This window comes from Vreelandella sp. H-I2, assembly GCF_052959335.1.
The window spans coordinates 271,828-293,481 of record NZ_JBRAMC010000003.1 but is presented as its reverse complement, the minus strand read 5'-3'; the positions used below and the strand labels follow the sequence as shown (position 1 = coordinate 293,481).

The window sequence follows — 21,654 nt, the reverse complement described above, 5'->3', positions numbered from 1 at the left end:
GGTTAAATCTCCATGACGTAGCCGCGCACTACCACTTTGGCTGACAGTGCTCCAGTACCTGCAGTGGCTACAGACACCCGTAGCGCCGTAACGCCGTCGCTTATTAGCGGCTCAAACGTCTCACGCCCGCCTATGCTAGCTTTACTAACAATCGTGGCTGCCAGGTAATCAGCGGGGGCTGTATCATCAGGGCCAATCTGAATTTCCGGCGCTCCTCCAGCGCTGTCAGCATCGATGATAACCAGGTCGAAGGCGTCGATAAAAAGCATGCTGCTACTCGGCAGCTCTAAAGTTGCGGTGGCGTTATCATCGATTAGGCTCATAACTTCGGTCGCGATAACGACCTGCATAGCGGATTGCCGAGTCGCTGTTGGCGGTGGGCCTGCATTGACCCCTTCTGGTTCGTAGGCCAAGGGCAAGTAGCTAAGCGCATTCACTTGCAAGCCACCAGTGATGGTAGTTGTGGCGCTACGGCCGAGAGCAATGCTGTACGGGGGTTGGGCCTTAGCGCCCGCACCTACTGCTACCGTTTCTGGGGCCGAGCAAGAAGACCCAGCCCCAAGTGATATAGCCTGTGGGGGGGCCGCGCTGGTCTCAAATCCAATAGCAATTGACTCTTCACTTTGGGCTCCGGCGTTCTTACCAAGAGCAATGGAATGAGGGGCTGTTGCGGTAGACTCGTCGCCTATCGCAATTGCGTAGGTTCCATAGCACTTCCCCCCTAGTGCAAACGATTTTTCTCCGCCTGTATAAGAGCCGTCTCCCATGGCTATTGAAAATAATCCATAAGCCTGACCACCTAAAAAGGTAATGGTGTTATGGCTGCTAGAGTACGAGCCTACGCCGAATGAGAAGGAGTTATCCCCGTAGGCTTGGCCACCGCCAGCAGCAAAAGCATTCTCTCCATATGACTGGCTCTGGGAGCCGATTGCGACGGCACCTTCCTCATGAGCAGAGCCGCCTGCTATCGCTGTCGCTCGCACAGCACTCGCTACAGCTCCATTACCAACGGCTAAACTCAGTCCTCTATTGGCTTGAGCGCCAGGGCCAATAGCCACAGCACCCACGCCATTGGCCTGGGCAGCACTAACCAGCACCAGGTCACCGCCTGATTCAAGCGCAGCGTACATCCTACCGCCTATTGCGACGGCAGCATCGCTTGTTGCGTAGGATTCGCTTCCTAATGCCAGCGCCCCAGGTGCCACCGCCTGGGAGGGGCCAACGGTCTGATCTTCATGCTCGTAGGCACTGCCGAGTGCAATCGCACCTGCAGTGCCTGTTGGCATAGTACCCGCAATCCCTTGGAGCATTTGTTGGAGAGGCGCGGCTGTTAACCTCGCTTCTACCCTATCCCCTGCTGAAAACCCTTGCCGCTCAGTCCCCTCTTTTTCACGCTCAATCGTCACCACACTCTCGGCCACTGCCGTGGCATACACTACTTCCCGTTTGGTTTCATTCCCCTGCGTATCGACAACGAACAGCGTCAGCGCTACGGCGTCCGCGTCTTCCAGCGCCGTGGCGATTGCCTCCGCGCCTGTTGAAAGCTCAATCTCAGTCGCGTCATCGGTTACCGGTGTTGCCAGCTGTGCAGCGAAGTTATTCAGGAATCCAAAGCGCATGTCACGCCTCCTCGGCAATTAGAATAGTGAGTTCCTGACGGCGCTCGGCATACTCACTCGGTACGCCGATATAACAACCATCGGGAATGGATAGCGTGACCCGGGCATGGAGGCGCACCATCCGGCGGGCCTGATCAACAAGCTCCCGCGGCAAGCCGCTAAACGATAGCGTGACGGTTCGATCGCCAGCGCTATGGCCACGATTGGTGATCGCCACGCCACCATCCAGGGTGCTGACCCGGCTAACACGGCGGCTAACATCGCCTAGCGTGGTGCCCGCACGATGCGGCAACAGCATGGCCCCGCGCGGGTCATAACCACGCGAGGCTAATCCAATTAGGTACATAGGGGTTCTCGCCAGAGGGGCTTAACGATAGAAGGGAGTAACGTGAAGGTCCGAGCGCTAGAAGGTCTTACAGGCCAAGCAGGAATTCAGCGCCTTCGGCATTGGCGCGCATCTGAATTTTTTCTAGCACCTGCCACATGATCATCTCTAGCGCGGGCTCCAGGCCGTCCGAGCTAATCTTGATCAGCCCATCGCCGTTTTGAAGCGCCTGCGTGCGGGCACGCATCTGCTCAACTTGAGCCTCAATTAACCGGCCCTGCTGGTCCGCAGCTTGTTCCTGAATTTGCAGCTGTTGCTCGATCGCATCTTGAGCAAGCCACTGCTCGTGAAAGTTCAGCCCGTCACCGCCCAGCGTCTCAAACATACTGGCGGCGGCTTCGCCGGTGCTGGAAATAGTGGTACTGGTAGCATTGAGGATCGCTTCCACTTTCTTGGCGTCGGATTCCATTTGGGCGATTTTGAAATCAACCGCGAACTCCATGCTCTTGATGCGCTCATTGCTAGCCAGCTCTTCCAGTGCGATCGTTTGATTCAGCACCGCCTGACGGGCTTTGAGTATGGCGTCTTCGCTGCTCAACACCTCGCCAGCCAACGCCTCCTGGCCTTGTGCCGCTTGCTCGCTGCTCTCTTTTAGTTCCAACAGCGCGCCTGTCAGGCTGCGATACTGCTGCTCATCAATATCGCCTTGATTGAAGGCGTCTTGCACCCTGACCAGTGCGTCGCGGATCTCTTCGCTGGTGGCGACAATCGACGCTTCGCCGCTGCTAAGCGCGGCAGCCGCTTCTGAGAGGGTGCCGGGTAGATCAGCAATCTGATCAACCAAGGGGCTATCGATCGCCGAAAGCCCCTCCCTTAACTGCTGACTCGCGTCGGCTACGGCAATCGCAGTTTCAATCGCGGCATCAGACAGCCGCTTAATATTGTCGCTACTTTCACCGCCCATACGCTGTGCCGCGTTGGCAACAGCTAAAGCCGCGGCCTCTGCCTCGGTACCGACAATCGCAAAATCTGCGGCCGCTTCTTCTCCCCACCCAAAGTGTTGGCGTAGCGACTCATACCCGGCCAGCAGGTTTTCCACATTGAACAGGGAGAATTCATCACCCTGTATGTTTTCAATATCCGCTAAATCCTGCTCAATTTTCGATGCCAGCGTGATGGGCTGTTCATTAAACGCATTAACTTTCTCCATCAGATCATCAATGGCGGAATACGCAAGCCAGACCGCTCCCGCTGGGCCAGCTATCTTGCCTAATGACGTGACAAAGCCACCTACTGCCCTGGTGGCCACCGGCACAGCGCCACTGGATCCACCCAGCGCTTTCAGCAGTGTTACCAACCCGCCAAGCCCCGCGAGGATGCCGGACGCCGCAACGGATACACCGCCAATCGCACCACCCAATGCCACCATCTCAGGGTCAAGCTGAGCCACCCACTGAACTAACTCAGCCAAGGTTTCCATAAAGGGAACAAGCTGCTCGATCGCGCCAGCGGTGAACTCACCCAGCAAATGAACACCACTGCCTAACGTCTCAATAACACTTACCAGGCCCTCGGCGGTACTTAAATCAGCATTATCAAACAATTCCGCCACCGCATCGCGCACAGCCTCAAAACCGCCCACAAAGCCAGATAGGTCGGCGGCCTCCAGGGCAGCGGGCAGGTTCTCAGCGGCATCAAGTAGCGATTGCTCAAGGGAGCGCATCACCCCTTCGATTAAGTCGACAAACTGCTGCAGCTGGCCATCGCTGACGCTGGCACCAATGCTGTTGAAGATTGCGGCAATGGCCTGTTGGATGCCGCCAAACTCATCCAGTAGCGGGTCACCTATCGCAATCAGCAGGCTTTCAAACGCATTGCTGATCCGCTGATTGTTGTTCTCAACGGTGTCTGCCATCTTCGCGTAGGCGTCTTCCGTGGCCCCCGCACTATTGGCCATGGCATCCAGGTTGTCAGCAAAGCGCTCCGCGCCGGTACCGGTTAACCCCAGCGCACCGTTGAGTGCTTCGCTACCGGAAAACAGCTTCGCCATACTTTCGACATTGCCGCCGGTGGCCTCTTCCACTTCGCGCAGCACGCCTTCTAGCCCTTTGCTCTCCAGGGCCGTGGCGTTGAACTCGATGCCCAGTTCTTGCGCATATTTCAGCGCGCCCTGAGTCGGACTGATGATGGAAGAAATGGCCGCGCGGATCTGGGTAATGGCTTGGCTGGTAGGCGCGCCCGATGCGGTTATGGTGGCAATAGCGGCAGAGAGCACATCGAACTCAACGCCACCTGCGGCAGCGGTGCCGGTTACTTGAGCAAGCGAGGCGCTTAACTCAGGCAGTGTGGTCTGGCCGCTGCGCACGGTTTGGAACAGCAAGTCGCTATAACGCTCAGCGTCGTCCATGCCATCGCCATAGGCGTTTAGCGTGGAAACCAGCACAGTCAGAGAGCTATCAAGATCGCCCTTACCGGCCACTGCCAATTGCTCAGCCTGGCGCACGGCATCCAGTGATTGTGTGTACTCCACGCCAGCGGAAATCGCGCCATAAACTGAAGCATTGATTTGCTCATATGACTGGGTGCTGTCGCGGCCATAGGCCAGGATATCGCCGCGCAGACGGTCCAGGCTTTCGCCGGTATCATCCACCAGCGTGGTGGCCTCTTTGAACTGGGCATCGAAGTCACCCGCCATTTTGACGGCCAACGCGGTGGCAGCAACTCCACCAGCCAGTAGAGCAGCCTCAAACTTGAGCAGCCCCATAGTGGCATTGGCGATAGGATCAACAACGCCTTGTGCCGAACCGACAATGCTATCCAGGCGTTTTGTGGCGCTATCTACACCGGCGCCCATCTGGTCAACGCCTTCAAAGATGATGGCAACGGATCGTTCCAGGTCAGCCATCGGACACCTCACTCAAATTGCAGGCATAAAAAAACCCGCCGAAGCGGGTTTATTCAATAACTAATGATTACTTATCCTGTCGGTGCCTTTGTATTGGCACAATTTCAGCTGTTTTTTCTGTAGATAACATATCAAAACCTATTTGCTCAGGCTCAGGGGTAATATCAAATAGTGATTTAACCTTTAAACCGATACTTTCAGCTTTTTTCAGCATTTTTTTATCATGAGTCCAAAGCTCGTCTGCTTGGTGAGCGACGCAGATAGCGATAATTTGACGGTCAAAGCTAATTTTTTTCTTGTCATCTTCTGAAGAAACTACCTGTTTCAATTCAGAATTATTAACTAAGCGAGCACATTCAATAGCGCTAATAGGGTCAAATGAAATGAGTTCTAAACAAGCAGTATTATTAATTACCTGAAGATATTCGTGGTGTAAATGTTCGTCTATACGCACAAGAATTTCTGAAAATGCAGGAGCTGGAATAATAATTCTGTCACTACGCTCTTTCATCAAATCCAAAAGCCCCTCTGCACGTCGCTCGGGCCTATCAACCAGCTGGTTGGTACGCGGACAGAAGAGATCGTTTCGACCACCTTGTTTAAGGATTTGCATAAGGACATTGGCGTCTACGACTATCCGCACACTAACTCCTGTTATCCAGTATGTCAGTATGGATACCTTTATTTTTCGGAAGCTTTAAGCCACCTAGGCGTTTCAGGTTCTCGAAAGCTTTCTTGGCGTCCACATTCTCAATAACTTGATAACTCACGATATAGATTTTACGCAAAGACCAGCCGCCATCAGGCTGCTCAACCCACTCTCCGTCACCCTGAGCATGGATATGCTTGAAGAGGTCACCCCCTAACTGACGAGCCAAGTCCTGCCCTGTTTCTCCAATAATGGTTTTACCATCAAGGTCTTCTAAACGTACAGGGATACTGTCATCTTTCCCACCCACAGAATACAAGCGCCCTTTAACTGAGCAAGCCATATTCTGCGTCAGAAGCTGATTTTCTTCTCTGTTGCGCTGTGAAGGTAAGGCAATTATTTTGTTACTGCCAGCATATACATCAGCCTTATAACCATCTTTATCAATCTGGTTTAAAAGAGATTCATATGCATCCATATATACCTTTGGGGCTTTACCTTCATACGCTTGCTTAAGATGCTGCAATGCCATCGGATAATCTTTCTCATCGAGGGCGATTTTTAGACACGCACACCCCTTCTCAACAGCCTGCAGGTGTTTAACCTCCTTACCACCGTAAAGCTTGTCAAGATACTGCAGGTACTTTGAAAGGCTGCCAATCGGCAGCGTCTCAGGATCTGTACCATGTAATTTTAGGGTTAGGTGTTTCATGAGCTACGAAATAAAGCGCCTGCAATTGGGTTGGGCCAGTTATGAACGCAAAATAGCGCATCAACACAACAGACTCAAAAATAATATGCTGTACACAACATCATTTTTTGTGAAAATTAGCAATACATTCATGCATTGAAGCTCGGCTTTCGTTGTTCGAAATAAAGCCCCCAGAGGTCGCTTTCCAGCTCAGTAAGCATCGCCAGGGGGAACAGGTCTGGCCTCACGCGAAACAGGAATTCGCCCTTCAGGTCGCAGAGCTGGAGGGCGATTTGGATATCGGGCTGCCTGAAGAGCGCTTGGGCTTTCCCGGCTCGCTGCCAAGGCCGGTCAGCTGAGTGATTTTGGTGGTCAGCTCCCAAAACTCGATGGGAAAGGCTTCCGCCAGCTTCACCGCCAGTTGATGGCTGCACTCGGGCGCCACACTGCCGATGACCAGCATTTCAATACGCCGCGCCAAATCATCCGGCACGCTGTCGCCGGCGCCGATCAGTTCACGTACTGCATCGGTTACTTTGGCGTCTTTTTGTGACAGTAAGCCTTCCGCGATAGCATTGCGATTACGGTTGCGGGCCTGTGCTTCATTAACGCTGGCCAACTCTGCACCGCTCAAGCCGCGCACGCGCCACGTTGGGGTTTCATCTTCCTTAACGCCTTTGAACCAATCACGTAGGTCGGACACCGGCACATCCTCTTCACGGCGCTTAAAGCTGGCACCGGTGAAGCGGCTCACATCAAATTCCATGGCATCACCTTAAAAAAGTGCTGTTTTGAAAAACTATGAAAGCCTGCCTTGGCAGGCTTTATGGCAAACACGTTTAGCCTTCAAAATCGACGGTGGCTTGCTCAGCCGATACCGTGCAGCTGATATTCACATGGTCACCCGCCGGATACGTGCGCCCGATACCGAGAATGCCCTGGGTAAGTGAGAACGGTGCCCGGTGGCGGTTCTGATACCAGCGAAACCACAGCCGATTGTTTTTAAGTCGAACCAGCGGATCAGTGGCATCCCCCTCGCCGTAGTAGGTGAAGCTCGCCTGCCCAAGGGTTTGTGAAACACTGCCCAGCGTGCCGTTATAGATCTGCGTCGAGTTGGTAGAATGGGAGGTCTCCGCGGGCACCCAGTTACTCGCCCGGGGAATTTCGGCAAAGATCGGCGTATAGCCCCGCACACTGACCCGCTTGGGCAAACTCCCTGTATGAATCCTGGGCAGTTCCGCTGCGAAGTGGACTTCCCCGCTGGCGGGATCGGTTTGCCAAACAGGGCTGTCGTAGCGCTCCTGATGGTTGCCGACGACCTGGTAAATGTCAGTATCGTTCACGGGGGCAGCGCTGCTGCTGGCAAGACGCACCTGGCCAATCTCGATAGAATCCACGGGAATGAACGCTGGCCCGCCCGGTTCGCCGCGTTGTTCGCTGAAGGTAGCGCCCTCGGCGCCAGCCACGGCCACGAGCGCGCCGCTGTTATCCACCGTAATACTGGTAATCACGTGGGTTTCAGTGGAGGCGCGCTCAATGGCCACATCCGCACTGGCCACATGCACCAGGCCATCGCTGGCAGCACCTTCTGCAGTCGGCATGTAAGCGGTCAGTGCGGCCACCGTCACGCTGTCATTGCCGTTACCGGCGCGGATCTGCCCACCGGTCGCCAGCCCCCAGGGGCGAACCTCCGCTTCAAAGCCAGCGCGGCCACTCCAAGGGGCGAACGTCGCTTCAAAGAGGGTGGCATCGCCCATGTCGGATAGATGCTCCCAATCGTTAAAGGATTGGCCGGACTCATATTCCAGTTTAGGGTTATCGGTGATCGCCACGGGGCGCCCTCCTATGTTGCTTGGACAAAAGCCCGGCATACGGGCATAAAAAAACCCGCACGCGGCGGGCTATATCAGAAATTCAGAGCCTACTGGCTATAAGGATCCCCAACGGCATGCGACCAACGCACTGCCAGAATCAGATCCACACCAATAATGTCGCTGCCCTCTTCGGGGTAATAGATCGTACCGCCGGTATAGGCGATGTCTTCGCATAGACCATCCAACGTGCGATCACTGCCGGTGGTGGTAGCGATAAGCTCGGCCAGGATGGTATTGCCCTGGGTGCTCCATTGCCGGTGGTCGCGGTCAGCCTGGTGCACGGTTTCAACGGTGATTTCCGTTGTCACGCTCACACCACCGTACCGGTTGCGCTCCACTAAGCCGTCGCTACCATCCCAAAGACTTCGCGCAGGCAAGGTATCGATGATGCTGTTTGCTCGCTCGGCACTTAGCCGCTCTGCGAGTGCTGCGATGATCTGCTCTCTGATAGGGGTCATATCATTGTCGATTGAGTAGTCGTTCCGCTTCATAACCCATGCGCTGCATTAAGCGATTGCCGCTGGGCGCCTGCAGGTCGTCTTTTACATCACTAAACACCTGGCTGGTAGAGGGGCCGTAAAGCACTTTGATGCCTTCACTGCGCCCCAGGCCAGGGCCGTATTGGGTACGAATAGCGATAGCCTGCACGCCATTGGCGAACCGGATAAAAAAAGCGCCCGGCATGCGTTTCTTACCGCCGCTTGGTTTCACCTGCACACCTGCCCCACCCGCTTTATAGGCGCGGTGTGGGTAGCGCGTCAGCAGCGTTCCCCGCGTGGGTGTGCGGATCGCGCCGTTCAAACTATTAACGGTGGCCCGCTTAACGGTCAGCTTGTCGCGCACGTAGCCCGCCTTGAGCTTCACCTGCTTACGGATCTCTTTGCTGGCCTCGGTGCGCGTTACGCCTAATGTGTGGTTAATGGCACGGCTCATAGCGCGCGGTGCGCCATTCTTAATGTGCATCAAGTCACTTTCGATACGGCGGATCGCCTGCTTATCCACCGTAATCTTGATAGGGGTGGTCTGGCTCATGTTCTCTCCGGGGTCACAATCCAGGTGACCAGGTAACCATCATCGCGGGCCTTTTGGCCTAAACGCCAACCCTTACCGTTCAGCGTCACTACATCGCCGCGGGCACCCGCACCAAGTTCACTGGTGTAGCCGGTTAGCTCGGTACGGGCTTCCATGATGACACCCTGCATGCCTGCCACTGTGCGCTCCACGTCTCGATCGAGCATGACGGTAACCGGCACAGGGTCGGCATTAAGCGCGGCGAAGGACGCCGGATCACCGGCTTCAACCAGTATTTCCCGCGTGCCTTCCCGCACTTCGTCGTCAAAGACGCTCATCACGCACCGCCTGTGCCCTGGCTGGTTGAAGGGTCGATGTCAGTTTCAGCTGCTTTCTGTGAACCTGGGGCTTCCCCAATCACGCCCGCCTTCACCAAGCGATCTTCTTCGGGTTTATTTTTAGGCTTGTAGGGCTGGCCAAGCTTGGCCAGCACCTCATTACCCTTTTCAATCTGTCCGCGGATTACCACGTATTGTTTTGCCATGGTGGCCTCCTGTTTGTTGATGGGGCACAAAAAACCCCGCATTGAGCGGGGCGGTTATGCGACCTTGGCGTAAACAAAGGCATCCGGTTCATGGAAGCCTGGCAGGGGTGCTGCCTGCATCATGAGCCAACGCACGCTGGGATCTTTCTCGATCCAGCTTTTCGGGTAGCGGGCAACGTCGAACATGCCGCCTTCGATGGCTTCCATATCCTGAATGGCCGCGTACAGCATGCCGCAACGGCTGGAGGTGGGCCCCATGACCAAACCACCTGCGGGGATCATTGGTTGCTCATTACCCGCCGGATCGAGGTACCACTCTTCGTAGGAGAAGAGATCAACACCAGGATCGTTAAGGTAGCCCAGGTAGGTCACCCCATCCGGCAGCTCTTCCGGACGAATCATGCCCAGATCTATGCGGCGGGTGTTGAGCTTCTTGATGATGGATTCACTATCCAGGAAAGCGTCAGCTGCCTCGGCGCTCATCACGGCGGCATTCGCAGTCCGGCCGCTGTCTTTTGCGATGCGTCGCTTGTACTTACGCAGGTCAGCAATCGGGTCGGCGGCGGCTTCCGTCCACAGCACGGCTTCAGTGACCTGGTGGCTGGCGGCCATCTGATAATCAATGATGTCATCAACACCATCACCCACAACTTCCACTTGGCCGCTGGTCAAGGCTTGCGCCACCATCCACTCCTCGCGGCGGTTGATTTGGTCATCCAGATCTTCCATGTCCCGCGCCAGCTGATCCCCCGCACGTTGAAGCGGCGTGCGGCCAGAATAGATTTGCTCACCTGGCTGGCGATGGCCAAGTAGCTGGCCTGCGTTAGTTTCCAGTTTAGGCTTGATATAAGGCGGCTGATAGCTGCGCATAACGCTACCGGTGCGATCAACCACTTTGCCAGGGCGGTTAGGAAGAACAAACGGCGCCATTTTGCGCTGGCCCTTGAGGATATCGATGTCAACGTGCTGCGTCACAGAGTTGACCGGGTTCGCACCAAAGAAGGTAGTGCCGAGGAAACGCCGGGCGCGCTTCATCTGCTCAACCGCCTCCAGCATTGTACGGGGTTCAAACAAGTCCATGGGGTCTCTCCTGGGGTTATATCAACGATGAAGGGCCTAGCTGCCCCTAGCAGCGTGTTTATCGAACGAAGAGGGAAACGTGGCGCAGCGCTTTGCGAACTGAGGCGACAGTATGGCCAGTGCCAAGGGTGAGCTTGTCACCGCGCACGTCACCACACATCAGCGCTTCGGCTTCTACATCGCCCTCCGTCGCGTCGACGTCTTCCCACAGAATGACGCTCGGTGTTGCACTGCCGTCTTCGGCGGCTGACGCTGACAAGATGTACTTCCCGTCGGCAGTCACTTCCCCCATCACGGCGCCAGCTGGCTGTACTTGGCCAGCGGCAACGGTGATTGTCATGAAGCGGCGCGGGAAATCGCCTGCCAGCAACGCAGCGGCTTGCGGGTGGGATTTGGTGGTCATTCCAGCCATGATGAATTCCTCTTTAACGATCAGTGGTATTGGCTTGCGGTCGTCGGGAGATCACTTCCAGCGAGCGGTGATGGCATTGACCCCTTCGGCACGTTCGGCCGCTTCGGTGTCATCTTTTGGCGGGTTGGCTGAGGGCGCGCCCTGCCCGTCCGCCTGCATAGACTGCAAACTGATCCCGCGATCCTGAGCGGCTTTGAATAACGCCAACCCCGTGGCTTCGACACTGGTACCTTCATCAATGGCGGTGGCCACTTCTTTCTCGAAGCCTGGCGATGCCAGATCAAGAATGCCTTTGCAGCGGGTTCGCTCAGCGTTAGCCGCTTCGGCTCGAATTTTGTCGGTATCGACGCTCTCAGCGGCCGCAATCTGGATGGTGCTGGGATCAGTGCCCGCTTCGATGGCTGTCTGAAGCTCAGCGGTCGTTTTAACGGTCGTCATCATGACGCTCCTTTTCGTGTTGGGTGTTGAGACGGAGCCCGCCAGTTCGGCAATCAGGCCCTCTAGTGAACCGAGGCGGTCGGCCATGCCGGCCGCCACGGCAAGTGCACCAGTGGCGATACCGCCCTGGCGGAAACGGTCGTTTACCTCTTCACGAGGAATGACGCGATTGCGTGCCACCTTGTCGAGGAATACATCAGCGAGTTCATCGGTGCGCGTTTGTAGCTGGGCACGGCCTGCCTCGGTTTCCAGGTCTGGGCGCTTGTTCGGCGCGTTGCTGGAAACGATCTCATAGCTTTTTTCGCCGGGCCGGTCTTCGCGCTTACGCAGGCTAAGCACCACGCCCACGCTGCCTAGCTGTGCGGTGTCATCAACGATCACTTCGTCTGCGGCACTGGCAATCCAGTACGAGGCACTGGCCGCCTGCCCGCCTACGTAGGCTTTGATAGGCTTGGTACCGCGCGCCTGATAGATCATCTCCGCCAGTTCATTAATGCCGGTGGCTTCACCGCCGGGGCTGTCAATGTCCAGCAACAGCACATTGACGGAAGGGTTATCGAGCGCCGCCTGAATGTCCGTGGCCAGGCTTCCAGTGGCGGTGGCACCGCTAATCTCGGTCATCAAATTGGCATGCCGAAAAATAGGGCCGCTAACGGGGATAATGGCAACGCCATCGCGCACGGTCACACTGCGCGTATTGTCCAGCGGGCGACCTAACCTGGCTTCCAGCGCTTGAACATCGCCTTCCCGCGCTGCAACGGCCATGACGGTATCGAGTGCTTCAGCGGTCATCAGCCACGTGTGGCTAGCCGCCAGTTCGAAGGCGGTGCGAGGCAGTGTCATGGGGTTCTCCTGATTATTCGTCAGCGCCAGCGTTGGCGGGCTCTTGCTCGTCTGAGTGCACTTTCCCGCCCACATAGACAGGTACGCGATCTTGTCGCTTACGCTGGATTTCGCGGGCACGGTCACGGTGAACGTCTTCCCAGTCCTCGCCGTGCAGCGCCATGGTTTCGATATGCTCATTACTGGTGCCGTTGGCGATCCGCTCGGTTGCTGCCCGGGCATCGACCTGCTCGTTCAGCGAGCCAAGCGGTTCACCGATCCATAAGCCGCGGGTATAGGCGCGGCGGCGTACCGGGTCGTTATAACCAGGTAGCTGAATACGGCCACGCGCCACGAGCTCATCGATGACCAGCTCATAGGTGGGCTGGCAAAACTGCACCGTAAGATGGTGGCGGCGCTGTTTGATGAACTTCCAAAGCTGGTTAAAGGCGGCGCGGGCGGCGGTATAACTGGTCGAGAAGTGCATCAGCAGCACTTCGGAGGGCATTTCCAATGCAGCCCCCATCTCTTTAACAATGGCCACAAAGAACGGATCGAATTGCGCATTAGGGCGATTGGGGTTAATCGTGACCGGTTCGGCGCCCTCCTCAAGATCCCAGACAGCGCCTTCACCCAACGTCAGGCTATCGCCATCACTGGGTTGGTCGTTGGAACTGCTAACGACGGGCCGATCTGGCTTGTTGGGATCGTCGCTATCCTCGCTCCACATGGGCCCACCGGCCGCCATGTCAGCATCGTCATTGGGCGTATGCTTAATCGCCACGGTGAACATGGCGCTGATCACGGCAGCGGTCAGCTCTGCTTGGCTGAAGCGCTCTAATTTTTGCAACGCTTCAAGGATGGGCGCCAGGTAGGGAACGCCGCGGGTTTGGCCTGGCCGCCCTTTCTCATTGACCAGGTGCAGAATGCGCCGGCGCCCCGTTTGAGTGCCAAAGATGGGGTACCATTTCCACTGCTGCGAGGTGGTATAGTCGCTTGGGTACCCACTGCAAACGCGAATATGAGTCGGCTTGCCCAGCCTGTCGGTGCGTACACCATCGACTTCATTTGGGGTGTGAAGATCGGTTAAGGGATTGCCGACCCGCTCCGCTTCAATCAACTGCAGCTTGGTGCCGAAAAGGCAGCCGGGGCGCTGATCATCAGGTGTCATAGCAAATACGTCACCGCTGACTAACGCACTAATAAAGGCCAGCCGCTGGAGCATGTAAAAATCGAGCCCGGCCTCGATGTCGCACTCGGCAGGATCCTCTGCCCATAACCGAAACCCACGCGCCAGTTCATCATTGAGCGCATCGGCTTCATCGTCGCTTAGCCCCAGGGATTCACCATCAACGTTGGGGCGCACCGTTAGCCCCATACCCACCACGTTAGTGGCGGCACGGTTAACAGCGGCACGCGCCATCATGTGGTTTCGGTAGGCGTCCCGGGTACGGCTAATCAGTACTTCACGCTCGCCTGTGGGTGTGTCCTGCCGTGGGCTGCCCAGCCCAGGTAACCAGCTGAGCATGGAACGAATCATGCGGCTTGCGCCACGGTGCCGGGTTTCGCTCCCGCTATTAGTTCGTGTGCGGCCTTGGGTAGACTCCAGGCGTTCAAGCTCCTGGCGAACCAGCTGGTCGCGCTTTTGCGCAGCAGAACTGCCCTTTAAGCGGTTAAATAGGCCCATGATTAAAATCCAATGTAGCGGACACGGTGACGACCGCCTTTAGCGTTGGCCGCTCTCTCTTTGGCGGCCATCCGTTCAAAGCGCTCTTCCATTTTGTAAAGCGTTGGCAGATCTGCCCGGGTGTATTGCCGATCGCCAAAGCGCCATGACTGTGAGCCACTGAGGATTTTGTCGATGGCTTCGCGCACCTTATTAAGGCGCGCGGCATAGGTTTCGGTGGTCATAAGCTGCTCTTTCTAGCCACGCGGGATCGCCTACGCTTGGGACGCGGCGCCAGCGTGGCGGTGTCATTAAGGTCGAGGCCAAAGCGCTGCTGGCTAATTCGCAAAGCAGCGAGGGCATACACGAAACAGTCCAACGCTTCGTTACGGCGTCCGCCGGCATCCCAGCGGTAAACGCGCCGGCCTTTTTCGATCTTGGCCACTTTGATTTCAGCAGTGAGCTGCTTGATCTCATCCTCATCGCAGATGAGATCGTTCGAGGGCAAGTGAACGCAGCCGGGTACCGCCACGCCAGGTTGCGGCTGTAGCTTGAGGCGGTTGTAGATGGTTTCCTTGGCGTTGTCGGTACCCACTTCAGTGAGGAAAACGCCTTTAGCGGTCTTCTTGCGCGGCATGTTGGCAATCGGCTTGCCGTACTTATTGGCGCCCTTGATTGGGATCACCCAGTAAGCGCCCTGCTGCTTACTCATGGCGTAGACTTCATCGGTGTAGTGCCCGCCTGAATCCCAGCACCAGCGCATCACCGGTAACCAGTTCCCGTCTGTTCGTTGGTACCCCTGGTGCAGCTTTTGCGCCACTTTGCGCTTTAGCTCTGGCCCGGCTGGATCGCCGTAGAGAATCCAGCGGTCTACCAGCCAGCACTCTTCATCCTTACCCCACGCCCAAACGCGGCCTTCATAGCGGTCATCCTGGGTGTCGATACCGCCCGTCAGCGCCACCACTGCATCGGGAACTTGGGGGTAAACCTCACGCCGCCCGTAGATCGTTTCCCACTCGAGCTTTTCGCCCAGCTCGTCTTCCCAGGTTTCGCCCAGCGTGGTGTTGACGAATGTTTTGAGCTTTGAGGGCGACCCCTTTGCCTTGAGGAAGTCACGAACGATCCGCTCCCAGGTGGTAAAGGGGCTAAGCACCGTCCATAGATAAAACGTTACGCTTTCAGGCGTGGGGATTGGTTCGTGGTCAGCGCCAAACCAATCGATACCGTCGCGTGTCCATATGCCTGTATCAGCGCACACCCAAACGCCATCTTTGATGCTGTGCTCACGGCTTTCATCCTGTAGCTCGTGCTGCTTGATCACGCAGCCGTTGTGCTCACAGAGATAAAAGGCGGTCTCTGGCTTTCCTTCATCCCACTTGATACCAAAGCCAGCATCGGGGCCGCCCCACTTGAGGATCTGCTCTTCACCACAGTGCGGGCATGGCACATGGAAGTTCAGTTTGTGCGGCGACTCTTCGGCGGCTGCCTTAATCTGACACTGACCACGCACCTTGGGCGTAGAGCCGCGAATTGACTTCGGAAACGTAGAGCCTTCGAGGCGCTTATCGCCCAGCGTGGTGGGCGAACCTTCTTTTTCGATGTCTTCATCAAAGGCGGCGAGCTCGTCATAGATGACCACATCAACCGACTTCTCGCGGTAGTTGCGGGCTGCTTTGCCGCCATGAACAAACACTTGCTTGCCGTTGGCAAACCGCTTGGCGCTGAGCGTGTTATCTCTATGCTTCATGCCGTGCCACGGCGCCAGCTCCAGCACCACCGGCACATCACGCACCATGGTCTCCATGTGCGTTTTCATGAACGATTCAGCGTCGGTATCCGTGGGGCTGAACGTCAGGATGTTGCGCTTCTTGTGCTCCAGCAGATAACCGGCGGCGGCCAGCAGCATCTTGGTGTAACCAAGGCGGGCCGACTTCACCACATTCACCGTGCGGATCTCGTCGTTACCCATCGCGTTTAAGATGGCGACTTGAAAGTGGAGCGTTGTCCAGCGTCCTTCGTGGTAGCTCGATTCACTGGATAGGTAGAAATTCTCGTCAGCCCACTCCACGGCTGTCAGTGGCGCTGGCCGAAACAGCGCCAACAAACCTTGATGGACTGATCGCCGCCACTCCCTAAGCTGCTGAATCGATACTGTCGAAGTAGTCATCCAGCAGCTCCGGCAAAAGACTATCGAGCCCGCTGGCTTGATTACGGGCGCGCGCTAGCTCCCGCATCAGAGTGTCTAGGTGACGTGTCTCTAAATCAGGATGCTTACGCTTCATCGTTAATGGCAGTGTGTCGAGAATGGCGGCGATCTCTGCCGCAATTTTGGATAAGGTGAAGATGGCAAACTCGCTGGGTACCACCTTGCGGGCTGCAAGTTCGTTCTTCTGCTGCTGGCCAATACGGCGCTCTTTGGTCAGCAGGTACTCTTCCTGTTCGCGCTTATGCTCGAGCAGTGGGTCAAAGCCCATATCGTCATCGCCAGGTTGCGATGATTGTTGTTTCGCCTCTAGCTCAGCCAGCTTCAAATCCAGCACCGAACGGCAGTCGAAATAGACGCTCCTACCGATCTTCGCTACCGGCTTAACGCCCCATTTATCAAAGGCTTGCACACTGATACCTAGGCTTGCCGCCATCTGGCTTTTGTTCAGCCAATACGGCTCTGGAGATTGCTGTCTTTTGCTCGACATCGAAACAACAACCTCGCCTTAGAAAATTCTCATAAATAGCGCGAAATCGAGGCTCTGCGCCCCCGTACAGCAGAGGCGCCCGCTCAGGAGGACCCGTGCCTTTTTTGTACAGATATGCAGAGAATTAACCGCATAGCTGGCGCGCCAACACCATCACTTACCACCTAAATCACTCTCGAAAATCTCCACTACTGCCGCCCGGTCAGCATTAAACCGGCGGCGTAGCGCCTCATATTCAGCAAGCAATAAAAGTAGCCCTTTATTGCTCTGAAGGATCCGCGTGGGCGCTGGCAGCTCATTCGTTAGATACTCCGGCACCTCCAGGCTGCTGCACTGCATTGGCAGCGCCTGATCGCTGAAGCTCGCGCACCCAGTCAACAACCCCATCAGGCAGATCGCTATCAAGCCAGTCACCTGCTTTCGCATCTTGTTCTCCCAATGGTTCGAGGGCCCCGGTGCTGGCGCCTATATCGTCATCAATGGTGCTTAACGTGCGCTCACGCTCGGCCATTGCATTGCTAAGTGTCTCGATGCGCTGGCGCTGCAACTGTTGGTGCTCGATCAATATCTCAGCACGTTCTCGCTGGTGCTTAGCCTCTGCTTGGTATGCGTCACGCTCGCCGGTAACGTGCTGCCAGTAGAAATAAACAGCAGCTAAGCTGATTACGCCTATCACCACGACGATCAGATTGCGCTTAAGCTGGCCGATCATTTGCGCCACCGCCCGATGAATACCTCATAGATATCGTCAGCCTTACTGCGAATCCAATCGGTACCCAGAAACGCCAGGAACACGCACGGCGGAAAGGCGATGATGGGTGGCCATCCTTGAGACTCAGCTATCCATAAGAAGACAGGGAAAAGTGGCGTTGCCAAGAGCGTGCACATCGCCGCGCCAAGCAACGACTTTTTCAAGCTGCTGCCCTCGTGAACGCCTCGAATAAAGCCCATCATGAACGTTAGGATGGCCACTAAAGTGATAGGCAAGAAATCCAGCAGCCCTTGCCAGAAGTTGGGGTCTCTGCCATTCATAGGGCGTTTCTCTTTTCGTCTTGGATTCATGGCGCACCTCTCAGGCGGGCCTCGTCAGTTAGTCGATGGAAATGCCGCCAGCCGCTTTATAAAAACTCAGCAGCTCATCAGTCGCCAGTTCCCGCTGGCCATACCCTGCACCTGGAAGGCTCGCCCATATCTTGCGGCAAGCGTGGATGGCGTCTCGGATACGGCCGTCATGGATCAATGCAAGCGCTTTACATTGGCGGACCAGGTGGATAGCACCGAGATCCTGGCTAGCAGGCGTAAAGTCGGCTAAGCCGAAACGCTTGGCTAAATCATCCCAAGTGCGCGTCAAGAACTGGTAGCGACCCGCTGCGCTTGAGTGGATTGCATAAGCAGGCAACCAAACCAGCTGCCGTGGGTGATCGTCGTAACTGTCAAAGGTGCGGCCACCTACCATCACGTCATAGCCGTCTTCACGCCCGAATCGTGGCGTACCTTCGGCGTGGGCCAGCATATCGAGAAATGCGACAACGCTGCCGGGGTGTGTATCAACAGGAGCGGGAGGCTCGAAGCGCAGTAGCTCTGCCTCCTCATACCAGCGATTAGGCGAATGCGCGGACATATCGAGACCTCAGAATAGAAAAGCCCCGCACGAGCTAGGCAAGGCGCGCCAGGTGGCAACGCAAGGGAACGACAGAAACGCAAAAGCCCCGCCGGATGACCGGCAGGGCTTTAAGATGTGGCGGCTATGGAGCGCAGCTAGCGCAGCCTATAAATAAGACTGCATTAAACCCGACACTTTGGCAACTATAATTATTACTTTTTTAAAGACGCAATACTCATCCAGTATGGCCAAGCCTGAATATGCGACGATTTGGGCGCTGAAGAAAATTAAAGTTGCAGCAGGAAGCTAAAGGAATTAACAAACCTGCCGATTTAAGAGAGTAAGCCAGCTTTACCCCATAACTTCCGTTGATGACCGGAAGAACCTCCCGCCAAAAACGGGAGCCCAAGGTGTCCGCTCATTGAAAACCGTTGGTCAGGCCTGTCTCGTAATTGAACATGCTCGATGCAAGCGCAGCAAACTGAAATTTAGCCCCTCTTCTTTCTAGCCTAGCGAACCACAGATGATACGCAACATTGCCCCAACCCTTTCTAATGACGCGGCGCCTTACACTGCCATGGCACGCCTAGCATCGCGCAATTTCATCTATGTCATCTGCGCCTTATTTCTTACGGCGGGACTGTCGCTTGTTTATCTAAGCCTTTCAATCGACAAACGTCAAATAGCACACAGCGAAGCCGACGCAGCCAGGGCGTTGGAGAGCAGGCAGGATAAAATCGGTACAGCGTTAGCTGACTACGCTTTCTGGATTGATGCCTATAACTACACTAACGGCTCCGTCAATACGGCATGGGCCTTCGATCGCGACAACATCGGCTCCTCTCTCTTTTCAACCTACGGCCTTGACGGCGTGTTTATCGTCGGGCCAGCGGCGGCGACCCGCTACGGCATCATCGATGGCGAGCTTAGCGACATTACCGCAACCGAGTGGATAGCTGGCGACCTACCCGCCCTGCTTGCCAAGGCGCGAAGCGAATCCATTGAAGATGAGATCGCGTATGGGTATTTTTCAGTAAGAGATACCCCCGCCGTCGTGTCCGCCGCGGTCATTCGGCCAGACAGTTCCTATGATCAATTCGACCAGCTGTCGTATTTGATTTACGTCGACGTGCTGACCGATGCCAAGCTGATGGCGATAGAAGAAACTTTTGATCTCCGCAGCCTTAACGCGAACCTCGGAACCTTACCCGATACCCAAAGGCCTCAGCTCAGGTTGCAAGAAGATGTCGGTGAGGCGCTGACTTTGCAATGGGAAAGCGAGGCACTGGGTCGTTTAATGTTGAGCAAGTTACTGCCGATGCTGCTCTTGCTCGGCGGGCTGGTAGCTATGCTTGTTAATAGCCTTCGCAATCGCATCATCCTTGCGAGCGAGATGATCGAGGCGGCACAGCATGACTTACGGATCAGCGAGCAGCGCTTCAAGAATATATCGGAAGCATCATCTGACTGGATCTGGGAGACAGATCCAGATCAGATCCTGACCTACCTATCCGAGCGCTTTATTCAACTAACGGGGTTACCTAGCCACGACTGGATCGGACGACCATTGCCGGAACTCTTGAATTACGATAAAACCACGCTCGTGTTCGTGGCCGAGCAAGGCAATGCTACTGGACGCCAGCCAATTCTTTGTGACATGCGTGACAACAACAATAACCTTCACTACTGCCAGCTGTTTGCCAGGGAAGTGCGGGTGGGTGAAGAACTGCAGGGTTATCAGGGGACAGTCAGTGATATTACCCAGGAAATTGTAGACAAGGCGCACATTGAGCACATCAGCTACCATGATACCTTGACCGGGCTGGCGAACCGCCACCGCCTCAACCAATACCTCATTGACCGGCTGAACCAAGGGCTGAGCGGCGATCATCCGCTGTTTTTACTAGCGCTGGACCTCGACCGCTTCAAACCTATCAACGACACCTTCGGTCACGCCGCTGGTGACCTGGTGCTCCGGGAGGTTGCTAATGCCATCAGCCGCTGCACCCGCGAGACGGATTTAGTTGCAAGGCTGGGCGGGGATGAGTTTATTGTAGTAGCAACCAACTGCCGCTCCTATGAGCATGCAGAACGCCTGTGCCAACGCCTGATTGAGCAAATCAACCAACCGATTCGAATTGACGGGAATGACGTCAACGTCGGGACGAGCATCGGCATCGTCGCTGCCCCTTATCACGGATTAACTGCTGAGGACCTTTTGCGCTACGCGGACATAGCGCTTTACGAGGCCAAAGCCAGCGGACGCAACCTGTTTCGATTCTACGAGCCAGCGATGAATGAGCGCATCATGGAGCGCCGCCAGTTGGAGATGGACATGCGCCAAGCTCTGCGCCGGCAAGAGTTCCGCCTCGATTTTCAGCCACGTTTTGATGTGTCGTTACAGACGATTGTCGGTGCCGAAGCGCTAGTGCGTTGGCAGCATCCGACCCGTAACCTGCTTAGCCCCGCTTACTTCATCCCACTGGCCGAGGAAACAGGTCTGATCTTCGAACTCAGCGACTGGGTGCTGCGTGAGGCCTGCCTTAACGCCCTAAGCTGGAACGACAATTTGATGGTATCGGTGAACCTGTCACCCGTGGAGTTTCAGCGCAACGATTTGGTGGATCGCATTGCCGCCGTACTTGAGCGTACCGGCATCGCGCCACAGCGCTTGGAGCTAGAAATCACCGAAAGCGTCATGCTCGACGACGCTGCCTCAGCGCTGATAACGATGAACGAGCTCAAAGCGCTAGGAGTACGCTTGTCGATGGACGATTTCGGCACAGGCTATTCGTCGCTCAGCTATTTACGCAGCTATCCGTTCGATGGAATCAAGATTGATCGCAGCTTTATCATGGGCCTGGATCATTCACGGAGTAGCGAGGCCATAGTGGACGCTATCATCAGCATGGGCCACGCGCTCGCTTTGACCGTTACTGCCGAAGGCATCGAGACTGCGGATCAACTCGGTAAACTGGACGAGCTTGCTTGCGATCAAGCCCAGGGATTCTATCTTGGCCGTCCCGTATCACCCACGCTGTTCAGGCAAGTCGTCCAGGAAGCAGAGTTACGCTGACTACTATGCTCGGATAAATTTGCGATTACTTAAAATGACAACTCTAGGCCGAAACAGGAATGCTTATGCATAGTCGCTATTGACCCCACCACCTGATCAGTTTCTCCAAGGGATCCTAGCATTGTTCTCAGCGATCGGGAGCTCCAAAGTGCTGAAGGTATAATGACTTTAATTTAAGAGAAACGTGAAATTTGGCGATTTACCCAAAAGCCCTTCTCCAGTCAAGGTTGTGTCGAGGAGCTTCAT

The 21,654-nt window shown here is 55.8% G+C and carries 22 protein-coding genes; 1 reads left to right on the top strand and 21 read right to left on the bottom strand.

Translation table 11 applies throughout. The annotated features are described in order from the left end of the window. Positions 1-2: 2 nt before the first annotated feature. The 21 genes from ACUVOF_RS09280 to ACUVOF_RS09180 all read right to left on the bottom strand — a co-directional run bounded on the left by ACUVOF_RS09280 (position 3) and on the right by ACUVOF_RS09180 (position 18,350). Complete coding sequence (locus tag ACUVOF_RS09280; RefSeq protein WP_447044085.1) at positions 3-1,619, bottom strand: hypothetical protein; 1,617 nt, start codon at positions 1,617-1,619, stop codon at positions 3-5. 1 nt (position 1,620) lies between these two features. After that, positions 1,621-1,965, bottom strand: a complete 345-nt coding sequence (locus tag ACUVOF_RS09275) for a hypothetical protein (protein WP_447044084.1) — start codon at positions 1,963-1,965, stop codon at positions 1,621-1,623. A 67-nt stretch (positions 1,966-2,032) separates the two neighbouring features. Next, complete coding sequence (locus ACUVOF_RS09270) at positions 2,033-4,849, bottom strand: phage tail tape measure protein (RefSeq protein WP_447044083.1); 2,817 nt, start codon at positions 4,847-4,849, stop codon at positions 2,033-2,035. A 67-nt stretch (positions 4,850-4,916) separates the two neighbouring features. After that, positions 4,917-5,492, bottom strand: coding sequence for a hypothetical protein (locus ACUVOF_RS09265; RefSeq protein WP_447044082.1), 576 nt, complete (start codon positions 5,490-5,492; stop codon positions 4,917-4,919). Position 5,493: 1 nt separating this feature from the next. Further along, positions 5,494-6,210, bottom strand: a complete 717-nt coding sequence (locus ACUVOF_RS09260; RefSeq protein ID WP_447044081.1) for a hypothetical protein — start codon at positions 6,208-6,210, stop codon at positions 5,494-5,496. A 247-nt stretch (positions 6,211-6,457) separates the two neighbouring features. Further along, the gene (locus tag ACUVOF_RS09255; protein ID WP_447044080.1) at positions 6,458-6,955 is read right to left on the bottom strand and encodes a hypothetical protein; all 498 of its coding nucleotides are present in this window, start codon (positions 6,953-6,955) and stop codon (positions 6,458-6,460) included. 73 nt (positions 6,956-7,028) lie between these two features. Continuing rightward, positions 7,029-8,021, bottom strand: a complete 993-nt coding sequence (locus tag ACUVOF_RS09250; protein ID WP_447044079.1) for a hypothetical protein — start codon at positions 8,019-8,021, stop codon at positions 7,029-7,031. A gap of 89 nt (positions 8,022-8,110) precedes the next feature. Next, a complete protein-coding gene (locus ACUVOF_RS09245; RefSeq protein ID WP_447044078.1) occupies positions 8,111-8,521 on the bottom strand; it encodes a hypothetical protein in 411 nt (136 codons plus the stop codon). A 1-nt stretch (position 8,522) separates the two neighbouring features. Continuing rightward, entirely contained in the window at positions 8,523-9,095 is a 573-nt protein-coding gene (locus ACUVOF_RS09240) for a phage tail protein (protein ID WP_447044077.1), read from the bottom strand. Next, positions 9,092-9,412 carry a head-tail joining protein gene (locus tag ACUVOF_RS09235; RefSeq protein ID WP_447044076.1) on the bottom strand — a complete coding sequence of 107 codons (321 nt, stop codon included), beginning with the start codon at positions 9,410-9,412 and terminating at the stop codon, positions 9,092-9,094. The genes ACUVOF_RS09240 and ACUVOF_RS09235 overlap by 4 nt, the downstream gene beginning before the upstream one ends. After that, complete coding sequence (locus ACUVOF_RS09230) at positions 9,412-9,618, bottom strand: hypothetical protein (RefSeq protein WP_447044075.1); 207 nt, start codon at positions 9,616-9,618, stop codon at positions 9,412-9,414. Before ACUVOF_RS09230 ends, ACUVOF_RS09235 begins: the two co-directional genes overlap by 1 nt. Before the next feature lie 54 nt (positions 9,619-9,672). Further along, complete coding sequence (locus tag ACUVOF_RS09225; RefSeq protein ID WP_447044074.1) at positions 9,673-10,698, bottom strand: major capsid protein; 1,026 nt, start codon at positions 10,696-10,698, stop codon at positions 9,673-9,675. A gap of 58 nt (positions 10,699-10,756) precedes the next feature. After that, on the bottom strand, positions 10,757-11,110 hold the full coding sequence (locus ACUVOF_RS09220; protein ID WP_447044073.1) for a head decoration protein: 354 nt from the start codon (positions 11,108-11,110) through the stop codon (positions 10,757-10,759). A 51-nt stretch (positions 11,111-11,161) separates the two neighbouring features. Beyond that, positions 11,162-12,391 (bottom strand): S49 family peptidase, encoded by a 1,230-nt coding sequence (locus ACUVOF_RS09215; RefSeq protein ID WP_447044072.1) that lies wholly within the window; start codon positions 12,389-12,391, stop codon positions 11,162-11,164. 13 nt (positions 12,392-12,404) lie between these two features. Beyond that, the gene (locus ACUVOF_RS09210) at positions 12,405-14,057 is read right to left on the bottom strand and encodes a phage portal protein (RefSeq protein ID WP_447044071.1); all 1,653 of its coding nucleotides are present in this window, start codon (positions 14,055-14,057) and stop codon (positions 12,405-12,407) included. A 2-nt stretch (positions 14,058-14,059) separates the two neighbouring features. Beyond that, positions 14,060-14,281 (bottom strand): hypothetical protein, encoded by a 222-nt coding sequence (locus tag ACUVOF_RS09205; RefSeq protein ID WP_447044070.1) that lies wholly within the window; start codon positions 14,279-14,281, stop codon positions 14,060-14,062. Further along, positions 14,278-16,203 carry a phage terminase large subunit family protein gene (locus ACUVOF_RS09200; protein WP_447044069.1) on the bottom strand — a complete coding sequence of 642 codons (1,926 nt, stop codon included), beginning with the start codon at positions 16,201-16,203 and terminating at the stop codon, positions 14,278-14,280. Before ACUVOF_RS09200 ends, ACUVOF_RS09205 begins: the two co-directional genes overlap by 4 nt. Then, positions 16,169-16,729 (bottom strand): terminase small subunit, encoded by a 561-nt coding sequence (locus tag ACUVOF_RS09195; protein ID WP_447044068.1) that lies wholly within the window; start codon positions 16,727-16,729, stop codon positions 16,169-16,171. The genes ACUVOF_RS09200 and ACUVOF_RS09195 overlap by 35 nt, the downstream gene beginning before the upstream one ends. Positions 16,730-17,024: 295 nt before the next feature. After that, on the bottom strand, positions 17,025-17,441 hold the full coding sequence (locus tag ACUVOF_RS09190; protein ID WP_447044067.1) for a hypothetical protein: 417 nt from the start codon (positions 17,439-17,441) through the stop codon (positions 17,025-17,027). Further along, positions 17,438-17,791 (bottom strand): phage holin family protein, encoded by a 354-nt coding sequence (locus ACUVOF_RS09185; RefSeq protein WP_447044066.1) that lies wholly within the window; start codon positions 17,789-17,791, stop codon positions 17,438-17,440. Before ACUVOF_RS09185 ends, ACUVOF_RS09190 begins: the two co-directional genes overlap by 4 nt. 28 nt (positions 17,792-17,819) lie before the next feature. Further along, positions 17,820-18,350, bottom strand: a complete 531-nt coding sequence (locus tag ACUVOF_RS09180; RefSeq protein WP_447044065.1) for a glycoside hydrolase family 24 protein — start codon at positions 18,348-18,350, stop codon at positions 17,820-17,822. A 505-nt stretch (positions 18,351-18,855) separates the two neighbouring features. On the opposite strand from ACUVOF_RS09180, the gene ACUVOF_RS09175 reads away from it, so the two are divergent. Beyond that, entirely contained in the window at positions 18,856-21,408 is a 2,553-nt protein-coding gene (locus ACUVOF_RS09175) for a bifunctional diguanylate cyclase/phosphodiesterase (RefSeq protein ID WP_447044064.1), read from the top strand. The last annotated feature ends 246 nt before the right edge of the window (positions 21,409-21,654 follow it).